Origin of the sequence: Streptomyces sp. WZ-12 (assembly GCF_028898845.1) — a bacterium.
GTDB lineage: Bacteria > Actinomycetota > Actinomycetes > Streptomycetales > Streptomycetaceae > Streptomyces.
In genome coordinates, this window is the sequence record NZ_CP118574.1 from 7019343 (window position 1) to 7033547 (window position 14205).

Here is a 14205-nt window from a genome sequence, read left to right on the forward strand (position 1 = left end):
ATGGCTGCGAACGCGATCGACCAGACCCGCCGGATGCTGTCGTTGGTGACGTACCTGCGCGAGCGCCCCGGCGCCCGCGTCGGGGACGTCGCGCGCGCCTTCGGCATCACCGAGGACGAGCTGATCGCCGACCTCGACGTGCTGCCGATGTGCGGGACGAGCTTCCGCGGCGGCGACCTGATGGACATCGACACCGACGGCGACCGGATCTGGTGGCACAACCCCGACGACGTCGCCGAGCCGCTGCGGCTGGCCGCCGACGAGGCGACCGCGCTGTTGGTCGCGGCCCGCGCGGTGGCCACCCTCCCGGGGCTGCGCGAGGGCGATCGGCAGGCGCTGCTGCGGGCCACCGCGAAGCTGGAGGCGGCGGCCGGCGAGGCGGCCGGGGCCAGTTCCCGGCTGGCGGTGACCTTCGAGTCGGAGGGCGGGGTCTTCGCCGACGTGGACCGGGCGATCGCCGAGCGGCGCCGACTGTGGCTGCGCTACTACTCCCCGGCCCGCGACGAGTTGACCGAGCGCGAGGTGGACCCGATCCGGCTGTTCGCCGTCGGCCACACCTACATGGAGGCGTGGTGCCGGCTCTCCGAGGCCCGGCGCACCTTCCGGCTCGACCGGGTCGCCGAGATCAGGTTGCTGGACGCGCCCGCCGACCCGCCGCCGGTCGAGCTGCGGGACCTGTCGGAGGGGCTGGTGCAGCCGGCGGCCGAGGACCCCGAGGTCGCCATCGAGGTCGGGCCCGGCGGCCGGTGGGTCGCCGAGTACTACCCGCACGACAGCGCCGAGGAACTGCCCGACGGGGGGCTGCGGATCACCCTGCGCACGCCCGACCCGGCCTCGCTGCGCCGGCTGGGGCTGCGGCTGGGCGGGGACGGCCGGATCGTGTCGCCGCCGGCGCTCGCGGCCAGCGCCCGGGAGGCGGCCCGGCAGGCGCTCGCGGCGTACGGCGAGTGAGACCGGCCCGTCCTCGGGCGGGTCGGCGCACCGATGACCGTAGGAGAAGGCAGCGAAGGATGACGACCACGATGGCGACGACCACTCTGGCGGGCATGACCGCTCCGGTGCTCTTCAAGGCGGCCTGCCCGGTGTGCCGGGGACGCTTCGAACTGGCCTCGGACGCCTTCCGGTTGGCCATCGGCGCCAGCCGCCGCACCACCTTCTACTCCTTCACCTGCCCCGACTGCGGCCGTGCGGTGCGCCGGCCGGCCGGGGAACGGATCGTGGAGCTGCTCACCGGCGGCGGGGTGCGCACGCTGCGGCTGCACGCCGGCTGATCCGCACCGCCCGATAGGCTCGCCCCATGCTCTGGCCCATGCTCGCCGTCGCCCTCGGTTTCCTCGGGATCGCCGTCCTCGGCGTCCTCGCCGTCCGCGTCTTCGTCCAGGTGCGGAGACTGTCCCGGGAGGTTGGCACGGCGACGGAGCGGATCCAACGGGCCACGGAGGACCTGGAGCGCGCCGCGGTGCCGCTCGCCTCCCGGATGCACGACGTGGGACGCGGCCGGACCTGACCGGCGGCGACCTCTGCTGTCACGGGCGTGCGGGCGGTAGGCTGCTGGCGGTTCAGGCGGCCCGGGATCGTCGGGGCAATCCGGAGTATGCACGGGGATTGCCGGACGTTCACCACCGAACGTTACGATCGAGGCAACCACCAGGACGCCAGTCCGACCCCCCATCGGCAGGCACCACAGGAGACGCCGCCCACGGCGAGAAGGTAGTCGCACATGCTAGCCAACCTGAGGCCCACCGAAATTCTGCTGATCATCGCCGTGATCTTCCTGCTGTTCGGCGCGAAGAAGCTGCCGGACATGGCGCGTTCGCTCGGCAAGTCGGCCCGCATCCTCAAGAGCGAGGCCAAGGCGATGAAGAAGGAGGGCGAGGCGGAGAAGGCGGCCGAGGGCGGCACCGCCGCTTCCCAGGCGCCCGCCGACGCCGCGCAGCAGGCACCTCGTACCATTCAGGCTGCGCCCGGTGACGTTTCCAGCTCGCGCCCCGTGGCCGAGCCGAACCGCACCAACCAGAGCTGACCGAGCCGATCCGGCCGTGCCGACGCCCGTCGGTGCGGCTGATGCACGAGACGAGGACGTGGGTTGCCCAAGTCTGCCCGCAAGCAGGACAAGGACCCCGAGGGGCGGATGCCTCTCGCGGATCACCTCCGTGAGCTGCGCAACCGGCTGCTGAAATCGGTGCTGGCGATCCTTGTGATCACCGCTCTCGCCCTGTGGCAGTACGAGCCGATAGCTCACTTCGTCACCGGGCCGGTCGTCGACGCCGTCGGTTGCAAGACCGGCGCCGGGGTCTCGGCGCACCCGCACCCGTGTGCGCAGATCACCGCCAACGGTCTGTTCGCACCGTTCACGATCATGCTCAAGCTGTCGCTGACCGTGGGCCTGGTGCTCTCCAGCCCGCTGTGGCTGTACCAGCTCTGGGGGTTCCTCGCGCCGGGCCTGCACAAGCACGAGAAGAAGTACGCGCTGAGCTTCGTCGCGGCCGGCGTACCGCTCTTCCTCGGCGGCGCCTACCTCGCCTACGCGGTGCTGCCGACCACCGCGGGCGCGCTGGTCGGGCTGACGCCCCAGGACTGGACCAACCTCTTCCCCGCCGACGACTTCATCGACATCGTCACGCGGATGGTGCTGGTCTTCGGATTCGCCTTCGAACTGCCGCTGTTGCTGGTGCTGCTCAACCTCGGCGGGGTGCTCACCGGCAAGCGCGTCCTGAGCTGGTGGCGGTTCATGGTGCTGGGCATCACGATCTTCGCGGCGGTCGCCACGCCGGGTGGCGATCCGCTGACCATGTCGCTGCTGACCCTCCCGATCGTGGCGCTGTACTTCGGTGCGGTGGGCGTCTGCCTGCTCAACGACCGCCGGCGCGGGCGGTCCAACCCGGACCGGGAGCTCGACGACGACGAGGCGTCCGAGCTCGACCTGACCCCGTCCGAGGTCGGCGCGATCGAGCCGGTCGAGTCCCACCGGATGCTGCCGGGGCAGCCCGGCGGGGAGCGTCCCGACGGCGAGCGGCGCGGTTACGACGACGTCACGTGAGGTGACGGACAGCCGGGGCGTCACGTGAAGTGACGTACCGCGGAACGGAATTCGCGGCCCCCGCGCTCTTCGAGCCGGGGGCCGTCGGCATGCGCGGGGCGGTCCCGGGCCCGGGGCGGGGGAGCGGGCCGGCAGAAAGATCAGGTCGTTGTCAGAGGTGGCCGGTAGGCTCGTAAGCACGATGACCGAGGACATGTCCCCTGCTGAGCGCTATGCCGCCGCCAAGCTCCGCACGGCCGAGCAGGCCACCGCACTCGCGCCGTTCCGAGAGCTGTACGACTTCGAGCTGGATCCGTACCAGGTCGAGGCGTGTCAGGCCCTGGAGGCCGGAAAGGGTGTGCTGGTCGCCGCTCCCACCGGATCCGGCAAGACCATCGTGGGCGAGTTCGCCGTCCACCTGGCCCTCACACAGGGCCGAAAATGCTTCTACACCACGCCCATCAAGGCGTTGTCCAACCAGAAGTTCCAGGACCTGGTCAAGCGCTACGGGCCCGACCAGGTCGGCCTGTTGACGGGCGACAACAGCGTCAACGGCGAGGCCCCGGTGGTCGTGATGACCACCGAGGTGCTGCGCAACATGCTCTACGCCGGCTCGCAGTCGCTGACCGGCCTGGGCTATGTGGTCATGGACGAGGTGCACTACCTCTCCGACCGCTTCCGGGGCGCGGTCTGGGAAGAGGTGATCATCCACCTCCCCGAGTCGGTGACGCTGGTGTCACTGTCGGCGACGGTCTCCAACGCCGAGGAGTTCGGCGACTGGTTGGACACCGTCCGCGGCGACACTTCAGTGATCGTCTCCGAGCACCGCCCGGTGCCGCTGTGGCAGCACGTCCTCGCCGGCCGCCGGATCTACGACCTCTTCGAGGAGCGGGACGGGGCCACCGGCGGCCGCCGGGAGGTCAATCCCGACCTGGAGCGGCTGGCGCGGATGGAGAACAGCCGGCCGACGTTCGGCCGGGACAAGCGGCGTGGCCGCACCATGCGCGAGGCGGACCGGGAGCGGGAGCGCCGGCAGCGCGCCCGCATCTGGACGCCGAGCCGGCCCGAGGTGATCGACCGGCTGGACAACGAGGGCCTGCTGCCGGCGATCACCTTCATCTTCAGCCGCGCCGGCTGCGAGGCCGCCGTCCAGCAGTGCCTGTACTCCGGGCTGCGGCTCAACGACTCCGAGGCCCGCGAGGAGGTCCGTCGGATAGTCGAGGCCCGCACGGCCGGCATCCCCGACGACGACCTGCATGTCCTCGGCTACTTCGAGTGGTTGGAGGGCCTGCAGCGGGGCATCGCGGCGCACCACGCCGGGATGCTGCCGACGTTCAAGGAGGTCGTCGAGGAGCTCTTCGTCAAGGGCCTGGTCAAGGCCGTGTTCGCGACCGAGACGCTGGCGCTGGGCATCAACATGCCGGCGCGTTCGGTGGTGCTGGAGAAGCTGGTCAAGTGGAACGGCGAGCAGCACGCCGACATCACGCCCGGCGAGTACACCCAGCTCACCGGCCGGGCCGGGCGGCGCGGGATCGACATCGAGGGCCATGCGGTGGTGCTGTGGCAGCGCGGGATGAACCCGGGCGCCCTGGCCGGCCTCGCCGGCACCCGGACGTATCCGCTGCGGTCCTCCTTCAAGCCGTCGTACAACATGGCCGTCAACCTCGTCTCGCAGTTCGGGCGGCACCGCTCGCGGGAGCTGCTGGAGATGTCGTTCGCGCAGTTCCAGGCCGACAAGTCGGTCGTCGGGATCACCCGCCAGGTGCAGCGCAACGAGGAGGGGCTGGACGGCTACCGCGAGGCGATGGTCTGCCACCTCGGCGACTTCGAGGAATACACCCGGCTGCGGCGGGAGTTGAAGGACCGCGAGAACGACATCGCCAAGCAGGGCGCGGTGCAGCGCAGGGCGGCGGCCGCGGCGGCGCTGGAGAAGCTGCGGCCGGGCGACGTCATCCACGTGCCGACGGGCAAGTACGCCGGGCTGGCGCTGGTGTTGGACCCGGGCATGCCCTCGGGGCGGACCAACGGCCACCGCGGGCTGGACGCCCAGGACGGCCCCCGGCCGCTGGTGCTGACCGCCGAACGGCAGGTCAAGCGGCTCGGGTCGATCGACTTCCCGGTGCCGGTGACGGCCCTGGACCGGATGCGGATCCCGCGCACCTTCAACGCCCGCAGCCCGCAGTCCCGCCGCGACCTGGCGTCCGCGCTGCGCACCAAGGCCGGCCACCTGGTGCCCTCGCGGCACCGCAAGCCGCGCTCGGAGGCGGCCGACGACCGCGAGATCGCCCGGCTGCGCAAGGCGATCCGCGCGCATCCGTGCCACGGCTGCGACGAGCGGGAGGACCACGCCCGCTGGGCGGAGCGCTACCACCGACTGCAGCGGGACACCCGGCAGTTGGAGCGCCGGATCGAGGGCCGGACGAACACCATCGCCCGCACCTTCGACCGGATCTGTGCGCTGCTGACGGAGCTCGGCTACCTCGAAGGCGACACCGTCACCGACGAGGGCCGCCGGCTGGCCCGCCTCTACGGCGAACTGGACCTGCTGGCCAGCGAATGCCTGCGGGAGGGCGTCTGGGAGGGCCTGAACCCGGCGGAGTTGGCGGCCTGCGCCTCGGCGCTGGTCTACGAGGCGCGCCAGGCGGACGACGCGGTCGCGCCCAAGCTGCCGGCCGGCAAGGCGAAGGACGCGCTGGCGGAGACGGTGCACATCTGGGGCCGGTTGGACGCCCTGGAGGAGGAGCACAAGATCAGCCAGGCGGAGGGCGTGGGCCAGCGCGAGCCGGATCTGGGCTTCGCCTGGGCCGCCTACCGCTGGGCCTCCGGCTTCGGCCTGGACGAGGTCCTCGGCGAGGCGGACATGCCGGCCGGCGACTTCGTCCGCTGGTGCAAGCAACTGGTCGACGTCCTCGGGCAGATCGCGGCGGCGGCCCCGGCCGAGGGCACGGTGGCGCGGTCCGCGCGCAAGGCGATGGACGGGGTGCTGCGCGGGGTCGTGGCGTACTCGTCGGTGGGCTGACGGGCCCACGGGCCGGAGCCGAGGTCGGTGCCGTCGCGGGGACGTTCCGCGACGGCACCCACCCCGACTGGCCAACCGTTACGACGCCGCGCGTTCCCCGGCCCGCTCCGCGTCGCGCTTGGCGACCCCCTCGCGGACGAGCGGGATGACGTGTCGGCCGAAGTCGATGGCGTCGTCGAGCAGGTCGTAGCCGCGGGCGGAGAGGATGGTCACACCCAGGTCGTAGTAGTCCAGCAGCGCCTGGGCGACGGTCTCCGGCGTGCCGACCAGGGCGGTGGAGTTGCCGGCGCCGCCGGTCTCCGCGGCGGTCGGCGTCCACAGTGCCCGGTCGTGCCGTTCGCCCTGCGCCGCCACCTCCAACAGCCGCTGGGAACCGGCGTTCTGGGGATGCGTCAGCGGGTGCCGGCGGCTGAGGACGCCGCCCGCCTTGCGGGCCTTGATCCGGGCCAGGGTGTGGTGCGCCTTCTCCCAGGCCAGTTCCTCGGTGGGCGCGATGATCGGGCGGAAGGCCACCTGGATGCGGGGCACATCGGTGCGACCGGCGGCCGCCGCGGCCGCCTTGACCGAGGCGATCTGCTCGGCGGTCTGCGCCAGCGGCTCGCCCCACAGGCAGTAGATGTCCGCCTCCGCACCGCCCGCCGCGTACGCCGCGGGTGACGAACCGCCGAACGACACCTGCGGGTGCGGCTGTTGGAGCGGGAAGGTGTCGGAGACGAAGTCCTGGAAGCGGTAGTGGGTGCCCTCGTGGTCGAAGGGGTCGTGGCTGGTCCAGGCCCGTTTCACGATCCGGATGTACTCGCGGGTGCGGGCGTAGCGCTCGTCCTTGGTGAGGGTGTCGCCCTCGCGGCGCTGCTCGTGGTCGTTGCCGCCGGTGATGAAGTGCACCGCGAGCCGGCCGTCGCTGATCCGGTCCAGGGTGGCGAAGGTCTTCGCGGCGAACGTCGGATAGGAGACGTTGGGGCGGTGCGCCACCAGCAGTTGCAGCCGCTCGGTGCGGGCCGCGACGTAGGCGGCGGCGGGGGAGGGATCGGGGGAGCCGGAGCCGTAGGCGAACAGGACCCGGTCCCAGTCGTACTCCTCGTGGGCGCGGGCGAGTTTGAGGGTGTACTCCTTGTCGAAGGAGGCGCCGGAGCGCGGGGTGACTTCGGAGCCGTCGTGGGTGGCGGCTATGCCGAGGAACTCGACAGGCATGGGTGCGGCCTCGTCTTCATCGTCGTTCATGGGGAACGCGGAATGCACTGACGTGCGGGGTGCGCGAATGCGCGGGGCGCGGAGGCGTCAGTGGCAACAGGAGGCGGACCACACGCGACCGAAGTCGATGTGGTCCCGGGTGACCAGCCGTTGCTGAGGTCGCATGAGCTCAGTGGAACAGGCACGTGTGTCTGCCGTCAACCAATTCTTTTGCCTGCCCACGTTGTTGGCTTTCCCGCCGCGCGGGTTGCTGTTCTTAGCGCCTTGCGGCGCTGGCCTGTTGTCCGCTGCCGGTCCGCTGCGCGGGGCGGGGCGAGTTGTCTGGTCCGCTGCGCGGGGCTGTCGGGGTGCGGTGACGGGCCTCCGGGGCGGGCATGCCAGACTGCTTCGCTTTACGTCTGGCACACCCACCCCTCCGGCCCGTCCCCTCCCGTGGGTGGGTGGGAAAGACGGTGGGTGCCGTGTCCTGTCGGTGGGTCAACTCGGGCCGTTGGGTTAGGTGGTGACTGCCAGAGGACGAGTACGCATGAGACTGAGCGGCGACCGTAAGAGTACGGGTGGCCCAAGCAACCGGGCGGTGACCGTCAGGGGACCACAGTGGCCAGCCCCCGACTAGAGAAATCCACCCCTCAACGGGAGGGGACGGGCCGGAGGGGGTGGTATGCCAGACGTAAAGCGAAGCAGTCTGGCATACCACCCCCGGAGGCCCGTCACCGCAGCCAACAGCCCCGCGCAGCGGACCGGCCCCGCGCAGCGGACAACTCAACCCACCCCGCGCAGCGGACCGGCCGGCCGCAGGCGCCACGGTGGGAAAGCCAGCGCCGCAAGGCGCTAAGAGCAGCAACCCGCGCGGCGGGAAAGCTAACCACGTAGGAAGACAGCCAAGCGCAGCGTCACGCCGCAGCGGGCTCCTGTTCGGCCTCGACCTGGGCGTTCCAGTCGCGCTTGCCGGCCTGCCAGCCGTCCTCGTCGTGGCCGGCGCGCCAGTAGCCGGAGATCGACAGCGCCTCGCGCGGGACGGCGTGTTCGACGCGGAGCAGTCGGCGCAGCTCCTTGACGAAGCCCGCCTCGCCGTGCACGAACGCCTGGAGCCGGCCCGCGGGGAAGGTCAAGTCCCTTACGGCCCGGACGAGTTGGTGGCCGACCGGGGCGGCGTCGCGGTACACCCAGGTGATCTCCGTGCCGGGCGGGGTGGCGAGCTCCTGCCGCTCCTCGGGGGTGGCGACCTCGATGAAGGCGTGCGCCACCGCGCCCGCCGGCATTCGGCTCAGCGCGGCGGCGATGGCCGGCAGGGCGCTCTCGTCGCCGGCGAGCAGGTGCCAGTCGGCGGTCGGGTCGGGGGCATAGGCGCCGCCCGGGCCGAGGAACATGATCTCGTCGCCCGGCCGGGCGGTCGCCGCCCACGGGCCGGCCAGCCCGCTGTCGCCGTGCACGACGAAGTCCACGGTCAGCTCGCGGGCCTGCGGGTCCCAGGCGCGCACGGTGTAGGTGCGCGTGCGGGGCCACTGGGCGCGCGGCAGCTCGGCCCGGATGTGCGCCATGTCGAACGGTTCGGGGTAGTTGACGTCCGGCAGCGGGAAGACCAACTTGACGTAGTGGTCGCTGAATTCGCCGGCGTCGAACGCCGCCAGGCCCTCGCCGCCCAGGACCACGCGCACCATGTGCGGGGTGAGCCGCTCGGTGCGCCGCACACGGGCGCGGTGCAGTGTGGGCGTGCTGCGGGCCGGTCGCTGAGCTGCCACGGCTTCTCTCCCCTGGACGCGGTCGGGGCGGGGTGCGCCCGAGGAGCGACCCCGCCTGTTAGGTATACCTAACCTAACAGCTCACGGCCGGAGCGCGCCCAACAATCGCTGCAGTGCGCCGCCCAGCCCCCACTGGGCGGCCAGCGCCTCCAGTCGTTCCGGGTCGGCCGGTTCGACGGGCAGCGCGATCTCGCCGTCCGGGATCGGGACGTCGGTGGCCACCTGGACGACCTTGGGTGCGACGGCGAGGTAGGGCCGCGCCTCGGTGAGCCGCTTGCGCTGGGCCGGGGTGATCTTCGAGGTCGGGTCCTCGGCGGCGGCGATGATGCCGGCCAGGTCGCCGTAGACGTCCAGCAGTTTCGCGGCGGTCTTCTCGCCGACGCCCGGCACGCCCGGCAGGCCGTCGCTGGGGTCGCCGCGCAGCAGCGCCAGGTCCGCGTAACCGGGGCCGTCCACCCCGTACTTCTCGCGCAGCAGCGCCCCGTCGGTGAGTTGCAGGGTGCCGACGCCCTTGAGCGGGTACAGCACGCGGATGCCGCGGGCGTCGTCGACGAGTTGGAAGAGGTCGCGGTCGCCGGTGACGATGTCGACCGGGCCCTTGGCCCGTGCCGTGAGGGTGCCGATGACGTCGTCGGCCTCGTAGCCGGCGGCGCCGATCCGGGCGATGCCGAGTGCGTCCAACACCTCCTCGATCACCGGGACCTGCGGGGAGAGGGTGTCCGGGATCTCCTCCTCGTCGGGCCCGGTCGACCCCGCGGGCGCCTCCTCGGCGACCCGGTGCGCCTTGTAGGAGGGGATCAGGTCGACCCGCCACTGGGGGCGCCAGTCGGCGTCCATGCACGCGACCAGGTCGTCGGGGTGGTGGTCCTGGACGAGCCGGGCGATGAAGTCCAGCAGTCCGCGCACCGCGTTCACCGGGGTGCCGTCCGGGGCCTTGACCGATTCCGGTACCCCGAAATAGGCGCGGAAGTACAGGGAGGCGGCGTCGAGGAGCATCAGGCGTCGAGTCACACACCGCATGATGCCGTATGCCCCAAACGTCGCCCCGGTGTGAGGTAACTCACCGTTGTGTTTGAGCCGGATAAAGCCGGGCAGGCGCGCAGCCGGAGCGGACCCGGTTGCGGTTTCAACATCTCGCCGGTGAAGACGAGCCGAACTCGTCCCGCACCACGACCTGCCAGCGGGGGCGGCGGGTCGTTTCTCGTGCGACAAGAGAGGTATATGTGTCCAGGCTGCAAGCCGAGCACTTGTACAAGGTGTTCGGCAGACGACCCGAGGACGGGGTGCGCAGACTCCAGGCCGGCGCCGGCCGGGAGGAGCTGCGGGCCGATGGCACCACCGCCGCGGTGATCGACGCCTCCATCGAGGTGGACGAGGGCCAGATCTTCGTCGTCATGGGTCTGTCCGGATCCGGCAAGTCCACGCTGCTGCGCATGCTCAACGGCCTGCTGGAGCCGACCGCGGGCAGCGTCCGCTTCGACGGCCAGGACCTCACCTCGCTCACGCCCAAGGAACTGCGCGCCGTCCGCTCCCGGAAGATATCCATGGTCTTCCAGCACTTCGCGCTCTTCCCGCACCGCAGCGTGCTGGAGAACGCCGCCTACGGCCTGGAGGTCCAGGGCGTGGCGCGCGCCGAGCGGGAGCGGCGCGCCACCGAGGCGCTGGAGCTCGCCGGGCTCAAGGGCTGGGAGAAGTCCTGGCCGGACGAGCTCTCCGGCGGCATGCAGCAGCGCGTCGGCCTGGCCCGCGCGCTGGCCACCGACGCCGATCTGCTGCTGATGGACGAGTCCTTCAGCGCGCTCGACCCGCTGATCCGCCGCGATATGCAGGACCAGCTTCTGGAGCTGCAGAAGACGCTGAAGAAGACCATCGTCTTCATCACCCACGACCTCAACGAGGCGATGCGGCTCGGCGACCAGATCGCCGTGATGCGCGACGGCCGGATCGTCCAGACCGGCAGCGCCGAGGACATCCTGGTGCGGCCCGCCAACGACTACGTCGCCTCCTTCATCCAGGACGTCGACCGCAGCCGGGTGTTGACCGCCGGCGCGGTGATGACGGACGTCGACTCCGTGCTGGGCGACGCCGCCCCGGGCGGGACCGGGTTGGCCACCGCCGCCGCGTTCCGGGCCGCCGCGCCCGCCACCGTCGGCGTGGACACCCCGCTCGCCGACCTGTTCACCGCCTGCTCGACCAGCGCGGTACCGGTCGCGGTCACCGACGAGCGCGGCGAACTGGCCGGCGCGGTCACCGCGGAGCGGCTGCTCGCCGTGCTGGGCGAGCCGAGCCTCCCGGACGCGGCGCCGACCGTGCCCGCACCGGCCGCCGCCGACAAGACCGAGGGCACGGTGACCGCCGATGCCTAGGATCCAGATCGGTAGCTGGGCCAACGACGCCGTCAACTGGCTGCGCGACAACCTCGACTGGCTGTTCCAGCTCATCACCACGGTGCTGAACGGCCTCTACAACGCGATCCACACCGTCCTCGCGGCGCCTCAACCGCTGGTCCTCGCCGGCATCCTGGCGGTGCTCGCCTGGTGGCTGCGCGGACTGCCGGCCGCGGTCCTCACCTTCCTCGGCTTCGCGCTGATCGACTCCATCCAACAGTGGGGCCCGACCGTCGAGTCGCTCTCGCTGGTCCTGGTGGCCTGCCTGATCACCGTCGTGGTCGCGGTGCCGTTGGGCATCTGGGCGGCCCGCAGCCGGGTCGTCGGCGGCATCCTGCGCCCGGTGCTGGACCTGATGCAGACCATGCCGGCGATGGTCTACCTCATCCCCGGCATCCTCTTCTTCGGCCTGGGCGTCGTCCCCGGCATCGTCGCCACCATCGTCTTCTCCATGCCGCCCGCGGTGCGGATGACCGAGCTCGGCATCCGGCAGGTCGACGGGGAACTGGTCGAGGCGGCCGAGGCGTTCGGCACCCACCCGCGGCGCACCCTGCTGCGGGTCCAGCTCCCGCTCGCGCTGCCGACGATCATGGCCGGTATCAACCAGGTCATCATGCTCGCGCTGTCCATGGTCGTGATCGCCGGCATGGTCGGCGGCGGCGGCCTCGGCGCGTCCGTCTACAACGCGATCAGCTCGGTCAACGTCGCCCTGGGCGCCGAGGCCGGCCTCGCGGTGGTCATCCTCGCCATGTACCTGGACCGGATGACCGGCGCGCTCAACCAGCGGGTCTCCCCGCTCGGCCGGCGGGCGCTGGCCAAGGCGCAGGCGGCGCTGGGCGGTTGGAAGTTCCTCCAGTGGCGGCCCGCGACCTCGGTCGCCATGGTCGGCGTCGTCGTGCTGGCGCTGCTGGCCGGCGGGATGAGCTACCTCAACAACAACGGCTCCGGCGCGTCCGGCGGCGGCAACGGCAAGCCGATCACCCTCGGCTACGTCAACTGGGACGAGGGCAAGGCCACCACGTACCTCTGGAAGGAGATCCTGGAGGAGCGCGGCTACAAGCCCAAGGTGCAGGCGCTGGAGGCCGGTCCGCTCTTCGCCGGCCAGGCCCGCGGCGACATCGACGTGCAGACCAACGCCTGGCTGCCGGTCACCCACGCCGAGTACTGGAAGAAGTACCAGGACCAGCTTGAGGACCTCGGCACCTGGTACGACAAGACCTCGCTGGAGATCGCGGTCCCGTCCTACGTCAAGGACGTCAAGACCCTCGACGACCTCAAGGGCAGGAGCGCCGAGTTCGGCGGCAAGATCACCGGCATCGAGCCGGGCGCCGGCGAGATGAAGATCCTCAAGGACAAGGTCCTGGGCGCCTACGGGCTGGGCGGCGAGTACAAGGTGCAGGAGTCCAGCACCGCCTCCATGCTCAGCGAGCTCGACCGGGCCATCCACAACAAGAAGCCGATCGCGGTCACCCTGTGGTCCCCGCACTGGGCGTACGACAAGTACCAGCTCACCAAGCTCAAGGACCCCAAGGGCGCCTTCGGCTCCGGCGACGGCCTGCACATGCTGGGCCGCAAGGGCTTCGCCAAGGACATGCCCGAGGTCGCGAAGTGGATGAAGAACTTCCACCTCGACGAGAAGCAGCTCACCAGCCTGGAGAACGCCATCAAGTCGGCCGGCGAGGGCCACGAGCAGGACGGCGTCCGGAGCTGGCTGAAGCAGAACCCCGGTCTCGTCGAGAAGATCGCGCCGTCCGCGCACGCCACCTACGCCAAGGGCGCGGACGCCGGCAAGTCCCCCAACATCGGCTACCCGGCGTGGGACGAGGGCATCGCCACCGCCTACCTGTGGAAGAACGTCCTGGAGAAGCGCGGCTACCAGCCCAACCTGCGCAACCTCGACGTCGGACCGATGTGGACCGGCCTGTCCACCGGCCAGATCGACGTGGAGACCGACGCCTGGCTGCCGGTCGCCCAGAAACAGTACTGGGACAAGTACAAGGACGATCTGGTCGACGTCGGCGCCTGGTACGACAAGACCTCGCTGGAGATCGCGGTCCCGTCGTACGTCAAGGACGTCAAGTCCATGGACGATCTGCGGGCGCACAAGGACGAGTTCAAGGGCAAGATCATCGGCATCGAGCCGGGCACCGGTGAGATGCAGCGCCTGAAGAGCACCGTGCTGCCCGCCTACGGCCTGTCGGACTTCGAGGTCACCTCGGCCGGCACCAGCGCGATGCTCGCCGAACTGGACCGGGCCTACCGCAACCACGAGCCGGTCGCGGTCGTGCTGTGGTCGCCGCACTGGGCCTACAACAAGTACCAGCTCACCAAGTTGGCCGACCCCAAGGGCACGTGGGGCGCCAACAACCAGATCAAGACGCTCGGCAACAAGAGCTTCCCGAAGAAGTTCCCGGAGTTCTACGGCTGGCTGAAGAACTGGAAGATGACGCCCGACGAACTCGGCAGCCTGGAGAAGGACATCCAGGACGCGGGGAAGGGGAACGAGGACAAGGGCGTCCAGAAGTGGATCGACGGGCATCCGGGGATCGTTGATGAGATGGCGCCCGTGAAGTAGGCGCTGGATTCTTCCCACGTTGTCGGCTTTCCCGCCGTGAGCCCGCGGCTGGCCGCGCCCCACGTTGTCGGCTTTCCCGCCGTGGGGGTTGCTGTTGGCGCCTGCGGCGCGGGACCGCTGCGCGGGGCTGTTGGGTGTGGGGACGGGCCTCCGGGGCCGGTGTGCAGGACTGCTTCGCTCTACGTCCTGCACACCGGCCCCTCCGGCCCGTCCCCTCCCGTTTGTTGGGTGGGATGTGGTTGGTGGGGGTTGCGGCCGGTGGTTCTCAGCGG

General features: G+C 71.0%; 11 protein-coding genes. 8 read left to right on the forward strand and 3 right to left on the reverse strand.

Annotated elements, in window-relative coordinates; translation table 11 throughout:
- The 6 genes from PV796_RS30430 to PV796_RS30455 all read left to right on the forward strand — a co-directional run bounded on the left by PV796_RS30430 (position 1) and on the right by PV796_RS30455 (position 6038).
- Complete coding sequence (locus PV796_RS30430; protein ID WP_274916722.1) at positions 1–951, forward strand: helix-turn-helix transcriptional regulator; 951 nt, start codon at positions 1–3, stop codon at positions 949–951.
- 71 nt (positions 952–1022) lie between these two features.
- Positions 1023–1271 carry a hypothetical protein gene (locus tag PV796_RS30435; protein WP_274916724.1) on the forward strand — a complete coding sequence of 83 codons (249 nt, stop codon included), beginning with the start codon at positions 1023–1025 and terminating at the stop codon, positions 1269–1271.
- 26 nt (positions 1272–1297) lie between these two features.
- Positions 1298–1507 (forward strand): hypothetical protein, encoded by a 210-nt coding sequence (locus PV796_RS30440; protein WP_274916725.1) that lies wholly within the window; start codon positions 1298–1300, stop codon positions 1505–1507.
- Positions 1508–1720: 213 nt separating this feature from the next.
- Positions 1721–2023, forward strand: coding sequence for a Sec-independent protein translocase subunit TatA (gene tatA, locus PV796_RS30445; RefSeq protein ID WP_274916727.1), 303 nt, complete (start codon positions 1721–1723; stop codon positions 2021–2023).
- 63 nt (positions 2024–2086) lie between these two features.
- Positions 2087–3040, forward strand: coding sequence for a twin-arginine translocase subunit TatC (tatC, locus tag PV796_RS30450; protein WP_274916728.1), 954 nt, complete (start codon positions 2087–2089; stop codon positions 3038–3040).
- Between the two features lie 181 nt (positions 3041–3221).
- Positions 3222–6038, forward strand: coding sequence for a DEAD/DEAH box helicase (locus tag PV796_RS30455; RefSeq protein ID WP_274916729.1), 2817 nt, complete (start codon positions 3222–3224; stop codon positions 6036–6038).
- 78 nt (positions 6039–6116) lie between these two features.
- On the opposite strand, the gene PV796_RS30460 is transcribed toward PV796_RS30455, so the two are convergent.
- From PV796_RS30460 to PV796_RS30470, 3 genes are all read right to left on the reverse strand, one after another.
- Positions 6117–7229 carry an LLM class flavin-dependent oxidoreductase gene (locus tag PV796_RS30460; protein WP_274919308.1) on the reverse strand — a complete coding sequence of 371 codons (1113 nt, stop codon included), beginning with the start codon at positions 7227–7229 and terminating at the stop codon, positions 6117–6119.
- A gap of 893 nt (positions 7230–8122) precedes the next feature.
- The gene (locus PV796_RS30465) at positions 8123–8971 is read right to left on the reverse strand and encodes a siderophore-interacting protein (RefSeq protein ID WP_274916730.1); all 849 of its coding nucleotides are present in this window, start codon (positions 8969–8971) and stop codon (positions 8123–8125) included.
- A gap of 81 nt (positions 8972–9052) precedes the next feature.
- Complete coding sequence (locus tag PV796_RS30470) at positions 9053–9967, reverse strand: 5'-3' exonuclease (protein WP_274919309.1); 915 nt, start codon at positions 9965–9967, stop codon at positions 9053–9055.
- 227 nt (positions 9968–10194) lie between these two features.
- Between PV796_RS30470 and PV796_RS30475 the strand changes: the two genes are divergently transcribed.
- The gene (locus tag PV796_RS30475; protein ID WP_274916731.1) at positions 10195–11337 is read left to right on the forward strand and encodes a quaternary amine ABC transporter ATP-binding protein; all 1143 of its coding nucleotides are present in this window, start codon (positions 10195–10197) and stop codon (positions 11335–11337) included.
- Positions 11330–13933: an ABC transporter permease/substrate binding protein gene (locus PV796_RS30480; RefSeq protein ID WP_274916732.1), complete on the forward strand. Its 2604-nt coding sequence runs from the start codon at positions 11330–11332 to the stop codon at positions 13931–13933. Before PV796_RS30475 ends, PV796_RS30480 begins: the two co-directional genes overlap by 8 nt.
- Positions 13934–14205 lie beyond the last annotated feature (272 nt).

Bases quoted from the DNA above. Each gene is read 5' to 3' on its own strand.
- PV796_RS30455 (WP_274916729.1), top strand. From the start codon at position 3,222: ATGACCGAGGACATGTCCCCTGCTGAGCGCTATGCCGCCGCCAAGCTC.
- PV796_RS30430 (WP_274916722.1), top strand. From the start codon at position 1: ATGGCTGCGAACGCGATCGACCAGACCCGCCGGATGCTGTCGTTGGTG.
- PV796_RS30460 (WP_274919308.1), bottom strand. From the start codon at position 7,229: ATGCCTGTCGAGTTCCTCGGCATAGCCGCCACCCACGACGGCTCCGAA.
- PV796_RS30470 (WP_274919309.1), bottom strand. From the start codon at position 9,967: ATGCTCCTCGACGCCGCCTCCCTGTACTTCCGCGCCTATTTCGGGGTA.
- PV796_RS30435 (WP_274916724.1), top strand. From the start codon at position 1,023: ATGGCGACGACCACTCTGGCGGGCATGACCGCTCCGGTGCTCTTCAAG.
- tatA (WP_274916727.1), top strand. From the start codon at position 1,721: ATGCTAGCCAACCTGAGGCCCACCGAAATTCTGCTGATCATCGCCGTG.
- PV796_RS30480 (WP_274916732.1), top strand. From the start codon at position 11,330: ATGCCTAGGATCCAGATCGGTAGCTGGGCCAACGACGCCGTCAACTGG.
- PV796_RS30440 (WP_274916725.1), top strand. From the start codon at position 1,298: ATGCTCTGGCCCATGCTCGCCGTCGCCCTCGGTTTCCTCGGGATCGCC.